Below are 13,077 nucleotides of genomic sequence, written 5' to 3'. Positions count from 1 at the left end.
CCCGCACTACCCCGCTCCGCTGCCGATCACCACGGCCAGCTGGCCCCGGGTACTGCAGGGCGGCATGTACCTCCAGCACCCCCGGATCGCGGTCGGGGTCTGGGTCTCGGCCGCCGCCGCGACCACCGTCGCCCGCCCACCGGGCGGGGGCCGACGGCGTTCAGTTGACGGTGTCGATGCGGTCGGCCTGGATCACCTTGCCGTGGAAGGTGCCGCCGCTGATCACGTTGGTGGTCCCGCCCGACGTCCTCGACGGCTCCAGCTCGTCCAGCAGCGACCGGAGCTCGGCGGCGAACCCCGGATCGGCCCGCAGCGCCCGGCGCAGCCAGGCGACCGCCGCCACCTCGTCGCCGTCCGCCGTGACCTCCTCGCGGACGGTCTCCAGCTCGGCGGCCACCTCCTCCTCGCGGCCACCGCGCCCGAACAGCCGGGCCACCTGCCCGCGCACCGTGGACCAGGCGTCCGTGGTCATCGCCTGGACCAGTGCACCCGTGGCCGCGGCCACCAGCTCAGCATCCATGAAAGTCACTGTCCCCACTGTCGGTGATGGACCGTCAGCCTAGGTCAGCGCACCGACGGTTGTCAGAGGAACGTCCGCCCCTCGCCCCGGTAGGTCGGGACGGTGTCCACCACCGCATCGCCCTGGATCAGGTGCAGCTCGGCGAAGCGTTCGCAGAGCTCGCCCGCCTTGGCGTGCCGGAACCAGACCCGGTCCCCGATCCGCAGGTCGTCCGCCGCCGAGCCGAGCAGCGGCGTCTGCACCTCGCCGGCCCCCTCCTGCGGGTCGTACGCCAGCCCGGGCGGCAGGTACGGCACGGGCGAGCGGTCCGGCCCGGCCGCCCCCGAGGCGGGGTAGCCGCCGCCGAGCACCGTGACCACGCCGAGCCCGGGCCGCCGGACCACCGGCTGGGCGAACAGCGCGGCCGGACGCCCTTGGAACGAACGGTAGTTGTCGAACAGCCGGGGCACGTACAGCCCGGACCCGGCGGCCACCTCGGTCACCGCGCGCTCGGCCACCGTGGTCTCCACGCTGCCGGTGCCGCCGCCGTTCACGAACTCCAGCTCGGCCACCTCGCGCAGCCGCCGCACCACGGCGGCCCGCCGCACGGCCAGTTCCCGGCGCGCCTTGGCCTGCATCGCCTGGATCATCCGGGACCGCACCGGCCGGCCCGCGATCGAGTCGCCGACACCCGCGATGTGTCCCTCGTACGCCATCAGCCCGACCACCCGGAACCCCGGGCGCTGCTGCACCAGTTCGGCGAACGCGCCGAGCGCCTCCGGCGTGCGCAGCGGGGCCCGCCTGGCCCCGACCCGGACCCGGCCGCCGAGCAGTTGGAGCGAGGTGTCGAGCTCCAGGCAGACCCGGACCTCCTCGCTGCCCTCGCGGGCCCGGTCGATCAGGTCGAGCTGGGCCGGGTCGTCCAGCAGCACGGTGATGGTGGCCGCCAGCTTGGGATCGGCGGTCAGCTCGGCGTACCCGGACCGGTCGGCCGACGGGTAGGCGAGCAGGATGTCCTGGAACCCCTCGCGGGCCAGCCAGACCGACTCGGCCAGGGTGAAGCTCATCACGCCCGCGAAGCCGTCCATCGCCAGTGCCCGCTCCAGCAGGGCCCGGCAGCGCACCGACTTGCTGGCCACCCGCACCGGCTTGCCGTTCGCCCGGCGGACCAGGTCGGCGGCATTGGCGTCGAAGGCGTCCAGGTCCACGACCGCCAGCGGCGCGTCGAGGTGCGCGGTGGCCCGGTCATAGCGGGCTCGGTCGGCGGCGAGGCCGGGAACGGCGTGGTTGACCATGCGCGCAGACTGCCACACGTCCGTACTGATGGGTAGGGGTGTCAGCCCGTCAGCTCGATGGCCAGTGCCCCGGTGGCGGCCTCGGCCAGGGACTCCACGGTGTCGATGCCGCTCTGTTCGTCGGCCGAGCCGTCGCTGAGCACCGCCACCAGCAGGTCACGGCCGTCGTGGGTGACCCGGCCGATGCTGTTCACCACCCAGAGGCCGGTGGCCGACCGGGGGAGCCAGCCGTTCTTCAGGGTGTAGGCCCCGTCCTGGTCGGCGGCCGACACGCCCCAGTCCTGGTCGGCGGCGACCTGGCCCATCAGACCCTGGAGGTAGGTCCGCCGCCCGGCGTCCAGCGCCGAGTCGGTGCCGAACACCACCTGGAGCAGCCGGAGTTGATCGGTGGCGGTGGTCTCGGTCAGACCCCAGTGGCCGTCGGCGCCGGCCGTGGTGGCGGTCAGGCCGAAGGCCTGGTTCGCGGCGTCCAGCCCGGCCGCCCCGCCGACCGCGGTGTAGAGGGTGTCGGCGGCGTCGTTGTCGCTCTGCTCGATCATCAGCGCCGCGGTGGCCTGCTCGGACGAGGTCAACTCCCGCCCCGCCTGCTGCCGTTGCCAGAGCAGCGCGGCCAGGATGTCCGCCTTGGCGATGCTCGCGGTGACGAACGAGCCGGTCCCGTACGAGGCGCTCACCCCGCTCGCCGTGTCCAGCACCGCGACGGACACCCCGCCCTGGGCCGCCACCCCGGCGGCGGCGGTGCGGACGGCCGCGGCGGGGTCGGCCGTGGGAGTGGGAGAAGGGGTGGGGGAGGGAGAGGCCGAGGCGGCCACCGGCTGGACGTTCGCCACGGCGGCCGGGCGGCTGGACGGCGCCTGGGAGAGGTACAGCGCCACGGCGGCCAGGGCGAGCACGAGGGCTGCGGCCAGGGTGCGTACGGGGTGTCGTCGCTGCGGGGTCCGGTGGGTGCCTGCCATGCCTTCGAGGCTCCGGCGGCTCGATGGGGCCCGGCTGAGCTGCGGGTGAGCGGCGGCTGAGAATCCGCCCGGCCCGGTTGGCATACGCTCACCGGGTGGAGCAGAAGAACATCCCGAACCCCGGATTCGCCGACGACGACGGCACCGCCGACCCGCGCCTGAGCGCCGCCCTCACGGCCTGGTCGGCCGATCGGGCCGCCGAGCCCGAGCTGCTGGCCGCCCTGACGGCCAGTCGGCTGATGGTCCCGATCGTGGCCCTGCTCGGCGAGGTGGAGACGGACGCCAACGGGCTGAAGCACGAGAAGACCAGCGACATGGCCGTCCCACTGATCGAGGCCGCCGACGGGCGCCGGGCGCTGCCGGCCTTCACCTCACTGGAGAGCCTGGCCCGCTGGCGCGCCGACGCCCGGCCGGCACCGGTGGCCGGACCGCAGGCGGCGATGGTGGCCTACTCGGAACGGGCCGACACCCTGCTGGTCGACCCGGCCGGGCCGGTGTCGTACCCGGTGGCGGGGGCGCGGCTGCGGGCACTGGCCGAGAACCGGCGCTACCTGCCGCCGGTCGAGGATCCTGAGGTCCAAGCGGCCGTCGCCGCCCTGGTCGCGGCCGAGCCGGCCGTGCTGCGGTCGGAACTGCGGACGGGCGCGGAGACCGACGCGGTGCTCGCCATCGCGGTCGCGGACGGCACCCCGGTGCAGGAGCTGGCCCAGCGGCTGGCGGGGGCGATCGCGGCGGACCCGCTGCTGCGGGTCCGGCTCGACCGGGGGCTCGACCTCGCCCTCCTGCGCTGACGCCCACGGCCCGGGGCTCAGGGAACGGAGCCGCCCCCGTCAGAGCCCGGGCCCCCGGTGGGCGTCCCGTCAGCTGTAGACGGGGCCGGTGAACTTCTCGCCCGGACCGGTGCCCGGGGTGTCCGGGATGAGGGAGGCCTCGCGGAAGGCGAGCTGGAGCGAACGCAGGCCGTCGCGGAGCGGAGCCGCGTGGAAGTTGCTGATCTCGGGGGCCCCGGCGGTGACCAGGCCGGCCAGGGCGGTGATCAGCTTGCGGGCCTCGTCGAGGTCCTTGTCCTTCTCGCCGCCCTCGGCGAGCCCGCACTTGACGGCGGCCGCGCTCATCAGGTGCACCGCGACGGTGGTGATCACCTCGACCGCCGGGACCTCGGCGATGTCGCGGGTGAGGTCGTCGAAGCCGATCTCGTCGTTGGGGGTGCTGTCGCTCACGGGGGCTCACTTCTCGGCGGGAAACGGGTACAACGGGTACACCTGGGAGCGTACAGAGGAGCGGGCCGCGGTCCGGCCACCGGCCCGGGGGTGCGGAATACCACCCCGGACCGAAAGGCTGTATGCTTCGAGACTGACCGGCCAGGTCACCGCAAGGTGCCCCGGCCAGCAAGTGGAGGCTCCACTCAGCAGGAGGCCCGAGAGGGCAACCGCGAAAGTCTCCCACCCGATCGTCCTCGCGGTCGACGGGTCCGGTCCGCGACACCTGAGCCCCAGGGCTCCAGCGAGTCGCCGAGCAGTGCCTTCGCGAGAAGGCGCCGTGCCCCGGTTGTGGAGCCCCGCTTGTACCGAGCGGGGCTTTTTTCGTGTCGCGGTGCGTACGCCAGTGGGCAGCGCAGCACGAATGAAGCCCCGCCCAGTGGTCGAGTCCACTACGTGCGGCCGCCGTCCGACGGTCGCAGCGCAGAAGGTGCAACCAAGGAGGCCCCATCAGCACCGAGCCCCGCATCAACGACCGGATTCGCGTCCCCGAGGTGCGACTCGTCGGTCCCAGCGGCGAGCAGGTCGGCATCGTGCCGCTTGCCAAGGCGCTGGAGCTCGCGCAGGAGTACGACCTCGACCTGGTCGAGGTCGCGGCGACCGCCCGGCCGCCGGTGTGCAAGCTCATGGACTACGGCAAGTTCAAGTACGAGTCGGCCATGAAGGCCCGTGAGGCGCGCAAGAACCAGGCGCACACGGTCATCAAGGAGATGAAGCTCCGGCCGAAGATTGACCCGCACGACTATGACACCAAGAAGGGTCACGTCGTCCGGTTCCTCAAGCAGGGTGACAAGGTCAAGATCACGATCATGTTCCGTGGTCGCGAGCAGTCCCGCCCCGAGCTGGGCTTCCGACTGCTGCAGCGGCTGGCGAACGACGTCCAGGACCTGGGCTTCGTGGAGTCGTCGGCCAAGCAGGACGGCCGCAACATGATCATGGTTCTTGGCCCGCACAAGAAGAAGACCGAGGCCATGGCCGAGGCCCGTGCGATCGCCGACGCCCGCAAGGCGGAGCGTCAGGGTCGCACCGGCAACCCGGACGACGCCCTGGACGCCGACGACGACGCGGCACTCGAGGCCGAGAACGCGGCCCTCGAGGCGGAGGCGGACGAGGACGACGACACCGACGAGGTGGACGTCGACGAGACCGCCGAGGCCGAGGTCGAGGCAGCCGAGGCTCCGGCAGCCGAGGTCGAGAAGCCGACCGAGACCACTCAGGACGCCTGAGCGGGTTCGGTCAAGGTAGTGGGGCGGTCCCGCCCCACCCACCAGATCCATCCGGTTCCCGCCCGCGTGGCAACACGCGGGCGGGTGGCGGACCGACGAGGAAGAGACGGCGATATGCCGAAGCAAAAGACGCACAGCGGCGCCAGCAAGCGCTTCAAGATCAGCGGCTCCGGGAAGGTGCTGCGCGAGCGTGCCGGCCGTCGCCACCTGCTCGAGCACAAGCCCTCGACGCTGACCCGCAAGCTGGCCGGCACCGTTGTCGTTGCCCCGGCCGACGCGAAGAAGATCAAGAAGCTTCTCGGCAAGTGATCGCCTCCCACGGCCCGGCCGTGGGACTCCGGCTGATCCTTCCCGACCCATTCGTTTAACGGACCGCGTGAAGTAGTCCGTGGTCCAACCCAAGGAGTAATGAAGTGGCACGCGTCAAGCGGGCAGTAAACGCCCACAAGAAGCGCCGGGTCATCCTCGAGCGGGCCAGCGGTTACCGCGGCCAGCGGTCGCGCCTGTACCGCAAGGCCAAGGAGCAGGTCACCCACTCGCTCGTTTACAACTACAACGACCGCAAGAAGCGCAAGGGCGACTTCCGTCAGCTCTGGATCCAGCGCATCAACGCTGCGGCCCGTGCCAACGGCATCACGTACAACCGCTTCGTGCAGGGTCTGAAGATCGCGAACGTCGAGATCGACCGCAAGATGCTGGCCGAGCTCGCCGTGAACGACCCGGGCGCGTTCGCCACGCTCGTCGAGGTCGCCCAGAAGGCGCTGCCCGAGGACGTCAACGCCCCGCGCGTCGCCGCCTGAAACTGATCCTCATCGAGGATCGATCGGCAGCTGCTGAGACACACCCAGACCCGCAGGTTCGCCTGCGGGTCTGCGTGCGTTGGGCCCTCCGGCAACCGGGGCCCCGGCCCTCCTGACCGACCGCCACCGCGTCACCCCAGAGACGAGACCATGCAGAGCACCGAACCACCCCTGCTCACCTCCCTGCGTTCGCCCCGGGTGATCGCCGCCCGCAAGCTGGCCCGGCGCAACCAGCGGAGCAAGGAGCGGCGCTTCCTGGCCGAGGGCCCGCAGGCGGTGCGCGAGGCGGTCGCGTACGGGCGGCTGGCGGGCTCGGAGGAGCACGCGGTGGTGGAGGTCTACCTCACCCCGGAGGCGGCCGAGCGGCACGCTGAGATCGTGACCGCGGCACTGGCCGAGGGCCTGCCGGTGCTGACCGCGACCGACGAGGTGATCGCCGAGATCTGCGACACCGTCACCCCGCAGGGCATCGTGGCGCTGTGCCGGTTCCTGGACACCCCGTTCGAGCAGGTGCTCGCGCTGAAGCCGCAGCTGGTCGCCGTGCTGGCGCACGTGCGCGACCCCGGCAACGCGGGCACGGTGCTGCGCACCGCCGACGCGGCCGGGGCGGACGCGGTGATCCTGACCGACGCCTCGGTGGACCCGTACAACCCGAAGGCCGTCCGGGCCTCGGTGGGCAGCCTGTTCCACCTGCCGTTCGCGGTCGGGGTGCCGGTGGAGGAGGCGGTCGGCCGGCTGCGCGAGGCGGGCGTGCGGGTGCTGGCCGCCGACGGGGCGGGCGACCGGGACCTGGACCAGGAGCTGGACGAGGGCACCCTCGGCGCGCCCGGGGCCTGGGTCTTCGGCAACGAGGCCTGGGGCCTGCCGGCGGAGACCCGCGCACTCGCGGACGAGGTGGTGCGCGTGCCCATCCACGGACACGCCGAGAGCCTCAACCTCGCCACGGCCGCCGCCGTGTGCCTGTACGCCTCCGCGCGCGCCCAGCGGTCCCCCGGAGGGTGTCGCGCACAGGGGTAGGGGCGCTAGGGTCGGACAGTGGGGGCACGTGCACGGTGGGTAAGCGGGGAGGGCACCCATGGCCGGTAACGGCGCCGAACTTGACCTGGACGATCTGCCGGACGGGTTGGTGGTCGCCGACGCGTCGGGTGCGGTGATCCGGTTCAACCGCGCCGCCGCCCGGCTGACCGGCATCCGCGCCGAGGCGGTGCTCGGCGCGCAGCTGGAGCACGCGCTGCCGCTGGAGGACCTGGACGGCCGCCGCTGGTGGCCGCTGACCGACCCGTACGGCGGGCTGCCGATCAGGACCGGGCAGCCGGAGCGGAACCTGCTGCTGCCCGGGAGCCGGGAGGTGCTGGTCTCGGCCCGGTACGTCCGGGAGCATCCGCTCGGGCCGGTCCGCCAGGTGGTGGTGGCCCTGCGCGGCACCGAGGCCCGGCGGCGGACGGAGCGCAGCCACGCCGAGCTGATCGCCACCGTGGCGCACGAGCTGCGGTCACCGCTCACCAGTGTGAAGGGCTTCACCAAGACGCTGCTGGCCAAGTGGGAGCGGTTCACCGACGGCCAGAAGCGGGTGATGCTGGAGACCGTCGACGCCGACGCGGACCGGGTCACCCGGCTGATCGCCGAGCTGCTGGACATCTCCCGGATCGACGCCGGGCGGCTGGAGCTGTCCAAGCAGGTGGTGGACCTGCCGGCCGCGGTGCGGCGGCACGTGGAGGGCAAGGTGGCGGCGGGCATCGCGGCCGACCGCTTCGACATCCGGATCGAGCAGCCGCTCACCACGCTCTGGGCCGACCCGGACAAGCTCGACCAGGTGCTGGCCAACCTGCTGGAAAATGCCGTGCGCCACGGTGAGGGAACTGTCACGATCGAGCTGGCGCCCGCCAAGGAAGTGGTGGAGAGCGCCGGTCGGGAACGAGTCCTGGAAGGGACGGCGGTGACGGTGAGCGACGAGGGCAGCGGGATTCCGGAGGAATCCATGCCGCGCGTCTTCACCCGCTTCTGGCGCGGCTCCAAGCGCGGCGGCACCGGCCTCGGCCTCTACATCGTCAAGGGCATCGTCGAGGCCCACGGCGGCACCATCCGGATCAGCCGGGCGCCCTCCGGCGGCGCCTGCTTCCGATTTATCCTGCCCGCCGGAGTGCCCGACTTCATGTTGTGAGGAGTCCGGGCCCGGCGGGCGGTTCGCAGGCTGCGACTACACTCGACCTTTGCGTTGTGTGACGCCCTGCGCGGCTGTGCCGCGGACACCCCTCCTGATCGCTTTCGGGACCGGCTGCCCGTGCCCCGGCCACGCAGTGCGTAGCGCAAGGGCGAGGCACCCCACTTCACGAGCAGGAGCACGGGAAAGATCGAGATGTCGGCACCCAATAAGTCGTACGACCCGGTAGAGGTCGAGGCACTCAAGCCCGAAGAGGTCGAGCGCGCCCGGGACGAGGCCCTCGCGGCCTTCGCCGCGGCCGGCTCCCTGGACGAGCTCAAGCAGGCCAAGGTCGCCCACACCGGCGACCGTTCGCCGCTGTCGCTCGCCAACCGCGAGATCGGCGCGCTGCCCCCGCAGGCGAAGGCCGCGGCCGGCAAGCTGATCGGCCAGGCGCGCGGAGCGGTCAACCAGGCGCTGGCGAAGCGCCAGGTCGAGCTGGAGGCGGAGCGGGACGCCCGCGTGCTGGTCGAGGAGGCGGTGGACGTCACGCTGCCGTACGACCGCACCCCGCGCGGCGCCCGGCACCCGCTCACCACGCTGGCCGAGCGGATCGAGGACACCTTCGTGGCCATGGGCTACGAGGTGGCCGAGGGCCCCGAGGTGGAGGCCGAGTGGCTGAACTTCGACGCGCTCAACCTGGGCCAGGACCACCCGGCCCGGTCGATGCAGGACACCTTCTTCGTGCAGGCGCCGGACGGCTCCGCCGAGTCCGGTGTGGTGCTGCGGACCCAGACCTCCCCGGTCCAGGCCCGCACCCTGCTCGACCGCGAGCCCCCGGTCTACGTGGTCTGCCCCGGCCGGGTGTACCGCACCGACGAGCTGGACGCGACCCACACCCCGGTGTTCCGCCAGGTCGAGGGTCTCGCGGTGGACGAGGGCATCACCTTCGCCGACCTCAAGGGCACGATCGAGCAGCTGGTCGAGAAGCTGATCGGCGGCGGCCTGGAGCTGCGCTGGCGGCCCTCGTACTTCCCGTTCACCGAGCCGAGTGCCGAGATCGACCTGCAGTGCTTCGTCTGCCGGGGCGAGAGCGTCGGCAACCCGGACCGCCCGTGCCGGACCTGCTCCTCCGAGGGCTGGATCGAGCTCGGCGGCTGCGGCGTGGTCAACCCGCGCGTGCTGGTCGCCTGCGGGGTGGACCCGCAGCGCTACAGCGGCTTCGCGTTCGGCCTGGGCCTGGAGCGCATTCTGATGAACCGCCACAACGTCGCCGACATGCGCGACATGGTCGAGGGTGACGTCCGCTTCACCCTCCCGTTCGGGATGGAGATCTGATGCGCGTCCCGCTTTCCTGGCTGCGCGAGTACGTCGACCTTCCGGCGGGTGAGACCGGCCGCGACGTCGCGGCCCGGCTGGTCCGCGCGGGTCTTGAGGTGGAGACGGTCGAGCAGATCGGCGCCGACCTCAAGGGCCCGCTGGTGGTCGGCCAGGTGCTCTCAATCGACGAGCTGTCCGGCTTCAAGAAGCCGATCCGGCACTGCTGGGTGAACGTCGGCGACGCCAACGGCACCGGCGAGCCGCAGGAGATCGTCTGCGGCGCGACCAACTTCGCCGTCGGCGACAAGGTGGTCGTGGTGCTCCCGGGCGCGGTGCTGCCCGGCCCGTTCCCGATCGCCGCCCGGCAGACCTACGGCCACACCTCGGCCGGCATGATCTGCTCCGCCCGCGAGCTGGGCATGGGCGACGACCACAACGGCATCATCGTGCTCCCGCCGGAGTACGAGCCCGGCACCGACGCGATCGAGCTGCTCCAGCTGGTCGACGAGGTGCTGGACATCGCCGTCACCCCCGACCGCGGCTACTGCCTCTCGATGCGCGGGGTGGCCCGCGAGGCCGCCGCCGCGTACGGGCTGCCGCTGGCCGACCCGGCGCTGCTGGACGTGCCCCCGGCCAACAGCTACGGGTACATGGTCAAGGTCGCCGACCCGACCGGCTGCGACCGCTTCGTGGCCCGCACGGTCACCGGGGTCGACCCGGCCGCGCAGTCGCCGATCTGGCTCCAGCGCCGGCTGCAGAAGTCGGGCATCCGCCCGATCTCGCTGACCGTCGACATCACCAACTACGTGATGCTGGAGGTCGGCCAGCCGCTGCACGCGTACGACCGCAGCCGGGTGGACGGGCCGATCCAGGTCCGCCGCGCGTACGAGGGCGAGACGCTCACCACGCTGGACGGCGCGAAGCGCAAGCTCTCCGCCGAGGACCTGCTGATCTGCGACAACTCGGGCCCGATCGGGCTCGCGGGTGTCATGGGCGGCGCCTCGACCGAGATCGTCGACCCGGTGACCGACCCGGAGACCGGTGTCACCACCGGCTCGACCGAGATCATCATCGAGGCCGCGCACTTCGAGCCGGTCACCATCGCCCGTGCGGCGAAGCGGCACAAGCTGCCCTCCGAGGCGTCCAAGCGCTTCGAGCGCGGCGTCGACCCGGAGGCCGCCCGGGCCGCCGCGCAGCGCGCGGTGGACCTGCTGGTGCTGATCGCCGGCGGCACCGCCGAGGCGGGCGTCACCGACATCGCCGCGCCGCACCCGGTGCGCACCATCGCCATCGACGCGGACCTGCCGGACCGGGTCGCGGGCACCGAGTACGGTCGCGAGACCGTCACCCGGCGCCTGCAGGAGATCGGTGCCACCGTCGCGGGCGCCGACATCCTGGAGGTCACCCCGCCGAGCTGGCGGCCCGACCTCACCGACCCGTACGACCTCGCGGAGGAGGTCATCCGGCTGGAGGGGTACGACAACGTCCCCGCCCGGATGCCCACCGTGCCGCCGGGCCGCGGTCTGACCGAGGCCCAGCGCTTCCACCGCCGTACCGGCGTGGCGCTGGCCGGGGCGGGCTTCGTCGAGGTGAACAACTACCCGTTCATCGGCGAGGCCGCGCTGGACGCGCTCGGCCTGGACGCGGGCGACGCCCGCCGACGGACCGTCAAGCTGGTCAACCCGCTCAACGACGAGGAGCCGTCGCTGCGCACCTCGCTGCTGCCGGGCCTGCTCGGCGCGCTGCGGCGCAACATCGGCCGGGGCAACACCGACCTGGCGATCTTCGAGCTGGGCACGGTCTTCCTGCCCAAGCCGGAGCTCAAGGTCGCGCCCCGACTGCCGGTCGACCGCCGTCCGAGCGTCGAGCAGCTGGCCGAGCTGGACGCCGCCCTGCCGAACCAGCCGCGCCGGGTCGCCGTCGCGCTGGCCGGCGAGCGGCTGCCGTCCGGCTGGTGGGGCAAGGGCACCGGTGCCTCCTGGGCGGACGCCGTCGAGGCGGCCCGTACGGTGGCCCGCGCCGCCGGGGTCGAGCTGACGGTCCGCCAGGCGCAGTACGCGCCCTGGCACCCGGGCCGGTGCGCCGAGCTCTCGGTGGACGGCACCGTGGTCGGCCACGCCGGTGAGCTGCACCCGCGCGTCATCAAGGCGCTGCACCTGCCGGAGCGCACCTGCGCGATGGAGGTCGACCTGGACCTGCTGGGCGCCGACCTGTCCGGCCGGGTCTCCGGGCCGCCGGTCTCCGGCTACCCGGTGGCGACCCAGGACGTGGCGCTGCTGGTCGACGCCGCCGTCCCCGCCGCCGAGGTGGAGACCGCGCTGCGCGAGGGGGCGGGCGAACTGCTGGAGTCGATCCGGCTGTTCGACCTGTTCACCGGTGAGCAGGCGGGCGAGGGCAAGAAGTCGCTGGCGTACACGCTGCGCTTCCGTGCCGGCGACCGCACGCTGACGGCGGACGAGGCCACGGCCGCCCGCGAGTCTGCGGTCGCGGCCGCCGCTGCCCGGACGGGTGCGGTGCTGCGCGGCTGACGGTCGTTCACGCAGGTCAGCAGGGCCCTGCCCCCGGTTCGCCGGGGGTGGGGCCCTGTTTCGTTGTGGGCTCAACTGCCGGTTTTTTGGTGCAAGTTGTCGCCGGACCCTTGCGGTCGGGGTGCTGGACGCGCTTCAATCCTCACCAGTTAGGAAAGTTTCCTAACACTCTGGCCCCCACGGAGTGCCCCCCATGCATGCGCTGAACCGTCGTACCGTCATGACCGGCCTGCTGGCCGCCACCGTCTCGTTCGCCCTCCTCGGCGGCACGGCCCAGGCCGCCGGTGTCGGCCTGGACGACCCGGCGAAGAAGGAGATCGCGATGAAGCTGGTCTCCAGCGCGGAGAACTCCTCGCTGGACTGGAAGGCCCAGTACAAGTACATCGAGGACATCGGCGACGGCCGCGGCTACACCGCCGGCATCATCGGATTCTGCTCCGGCACCGGCGACATGCTCGACCTGGTCGAGTACTACACCCAGGTCAAGCCCGGCAACATCCTGGCCAAGTACCTGCCCGCGCTGCGCAAGGTGGACGGCACCGACTCGCACACCGGCCTCGGCTCCGCCTTCGAGAAGGACTGGGCCACCGCCGCCAAGGACTCGGTCTTCCAGCAGGCCCAGAACCACGAGCGCGACCGGGTCTACTTCAACCCGGCGGTCAACCAGGCCAAGTCCGACGGCCTGCGCGCGCTGGGCCAGTTCGCCTACTACGACGCCATCGTGATGCACGGCAACGGCGGCGACGCCACCAGCTTCGGCTCCATCCGCAAGCGGGCCCTGGCCAAGGCCAAGACCCCCGCCCAGGGCGGCGACGAGACCACCTACCTGAACGCCTTCCTGGACGCCCGGGTGTGGGCGATGCAGCAGGAGGAGGCGCACTCCGACACCAGCCGGGTGGACACCGCGCAGCGGGTCTTCCTGAAGGCGAAGAACTTCGACCTCAACCCGCCGCTCAAGTGGAAGGTCTACGGCGACAGCTTCAGCATCAACAGCTGACGGATAACGTTTGGAAATCCGCCCGGCTGCTGTGATCCGATGTCCGCTGCGATCCCG

Annotated in this window: 13 protein-coding genes; 9 read left to right on the top strand and 4 right to left on the bottom strand. The window is 72.3% G+C overall.

The window, feature by feature from the left end; translation table 11 throughout:
- Positions 1-160: 160 nt before the first annotated feature.
- The 3 genes from ABT118_RS10225 to ABT118_RS10215 form a co-directional block, all read right to left on the bottom strand.
- Positions 161-520 (bottom strand): hypothetical protein, encoded by a 360-nt coding sequence (locus ABT118_RS10225; RefSeq protein ID WP_350646276.1) that lies wholly within the window; start codon positions 518-520, stop codon positions 161-163.
- 62 nt (positions 521-582) lie between these two features.
- Positions 583-1,794, bottom strand: coding sequence for an amino acid deaminase/aldolase (locus ABT118_RS10220; RefSeq protein WP_350646275.1), 1,212 nt, complete (start codon positions 1,792-1,794; stop codon positions 583-585).
- A gap of 41 nt (positions 1,795-1,835) precedes the next feature.
- On the bottom strand, positions 1,836-2,750 hold the full coding sequence (locus ABT118_RS10215) for a serine hydrolase (protein WP_350646274.1): 915 nt from the start codon (positions 2,748-2,750) through the stop codon (positions 1,836-1,838).
- A 95-nt stretch (positions 2,751-2,845) separates the two neighbouring features.
- Between ABT118_RS10215 and ABT118_RS10210 the strand changes: the two genes are divergently transcribed.
- Positions 2,846-3,541: an SseB family protein gene (locus tag ABT118_RS10210; RefSeq protein ID WP_350646273.1), complete on the top strand. Its 696-nt coding sequence runs from the start codon at positions 2,846-2,848 to the stop codon at positions 3,539-3,541.
- A 69-nt stretch (positions 3,542-3,610) separates the two neighbouring features.
- Here the strand turns inward: ABT118_RS10210 and ABT118_RS10205 are convergent, their stop codons facing one another.
- A complete protein-coding gene (locus ABT118_RS10205; protein ID WP_184911859.1) occupies positions 3,611-3,970 on the bottom strand; it encodes a DUF1844 domain-containing protein in 360 nt (119 codons plus the stop codon).
- 488 nt (positions 3,971-4,458) lie between these two features.
- On the opposite strand from ABT118_RS10205, the gene infC reads away from it, so the two are divergent.
- The 8 genes from infC to ABT118_RS10165 all read left to right on the top strand — a co-directional run bounded on the left by infC (position 4,459) and on the right by ABT118_RS10165 (position 13,020).
- Positions 4,459-5,235 carry a translation initiation factor IF-3 gene (gene infC, locus ABT118_RS10200; RefSeq protein ID WP_350646586.1) on the top strand — a complete coding sequence of 259 codons (777 nt, stop codon included), beginning with the start codon at positions 4,459-4,461 and terminating at the stop codon, positions 5,233-5,235.
- Between the two features lie 114 nt (positions 5,236-5,349).
- A complete protein-coding gene (gene rpmI / locus ABT118_RS10195) occupies positions 5,350-5,544 on the top strand; it encodes a 50S ribosomal protein L35 (protein ID WP_329486877.1) in 195 nt (64 codons plus the stop codon).
- A gap of 104 nt (positions 5,545-5,648) precedes the next feature.
- Entirely contained in the window at positions 5,649-6,035 is a 387-nt protein-coding gene (gene rplT, locus ABT118_RS10190) for a 50S ribosomal protein L20 (RefSeq protein ID WP_184911856.1), read from the top strand.
- A 150-nt stretch (positions 6,036-6,185) separates the two neighbouring features.
- Positions 6,186-7,052, top strand: a complete 867-nt coding sequence (locus ABT118_RS10185) for a TrmH family RNA methyltransferase (RefSeq protein WP_350646272.1) — start codon at positions 6,186-6,188, stop codon at positions 7,050-7,052.
- Positions 7,053-7,110: 58 nt separating this feature from the next.
- A complete protein-coding gene (locus ABT118_RS10180) occupies positions 7,111-8,196 on the top strand; it encodes a sensor histidine kinase (protein WP_350646271.1) in 1,086 nt (361 codons plus the stop codon).
- A 195-nt stretch (positions 8,197-8,391) separates the two neighbouring features.
- A complete protein-coding gene (gene pheS / locus ABT118_RS10175) occupies positions 8,392-9,513 on the top strand; it encodes a phenylalanine--tRNA ligase subunit alpha (RefSeq protein WP_350646270.1) in 1,122 nt (373 codons plus the stop codon).
- Entirely contained in the window at positions 9,513-12,023 is a 2,511-nt protein-coding gene (pheT, locus tag ABT118_RS10170) for a phenylalanine--tRNA ligase subunit beta (RefSeq protein ID WP_350646269.1), read from the top strand. Before pheS ends, pheT begins: the two co-directional genes overlap by 1 nt.
- A 220-nt stretch (positions 12,024-12,243) precedes the next feature.
- Positions 12,244-13,020 carry a chitosanase gene (locus tag ABT118_RS10165; protein ID WP_502884519.1) on the top strand — a complete coding sequence of 259 codons (777 nt, stop codon included), beginning with the start codon at positions 12,244-12,246 and terminating at the stop codon, positions 13,018-13,020.
- The last annotated feature ends 57 nt before the right edge of the window (positions 13,021-13,077 follow it).

This window comes from Kitasatospora sp. NPDC002040, assembly GCF_040296785.1.
Lineage (GTDB): Bacteria > Actinomycetota > Actinomycetes > Streptomycetales > Streptomycetaceae > Kitasatospora.
The sequence above is the reverse complement of the archived record's forward strand: the minus strand, read 5'-3'. Positions and strand labels throughout refer to the sequence as shown.

Bases quoted from the DNA above. Each gene is read 5' to 3' on its own strand.
- ABT118_RS10225 (WP_350646276.1), bottom strand. From the start codon at position 520: ATGGATGCTGAGCTGGTGGCCGCGGCCACGGGTGCACTGGTCCAGGCG.
- ABT118_RS10220 (WP_350646275.1), bottom strand. From the start codon at position 1,794: ATGGTCAACCACGCCGTTCCCGGCCTCGCCGCCGACCGAGCCCGCTAT.
- ABT118_RS10215 (WP_350646274.1), bottom strand. From the start codon at position 2,750: ATGGCAGGCACCCACCGGACCCCGCAGCGACGACACCCCGTACGCACC.
- rpmI (WP_329486877.1), top strand. From the start codon at position 5,350: ATGCCGAAGCAAAAGACGCACAGCGGCGCCAGCAAGCGCTTCAAGATC.
- ABT118_RS10185 (WP_350646272.1), top strand. From the start codon at position 6,186: ATGCAGAGCACCGAACCACCCCTGCTCACCTCCCTGCGTTCGCCCCGG.
- ABT118_RS10180 (WP_350646271.1), top strand. From the start codon at position 7,111: ATGGCCGGTAACGGCGCCGAACTTGACCTGGACGATCTGCCGGACGGG.
- pheS (WP_350646270.1), top strand. From the start codon at position 8,392: ATGTCGGCACCCAATAAGTCGTACGACCCGGTAGAGGTCGAGGCACTC.
- pheT (WP_350646269.1), top strand. From the start codon at position 9,513: ATGCGCGTCCCGCTTTCCTGGCTGCGCGAGTACGTCGACCTTCCGGCG.
- ABT118_RS10165 (WP_502884519.1), top strand. From the start codon at position 12,244: ATGACCGGCCTGCTGGCCGCCACCGTCTCGTTCGCCCTCCTCGGCGGC.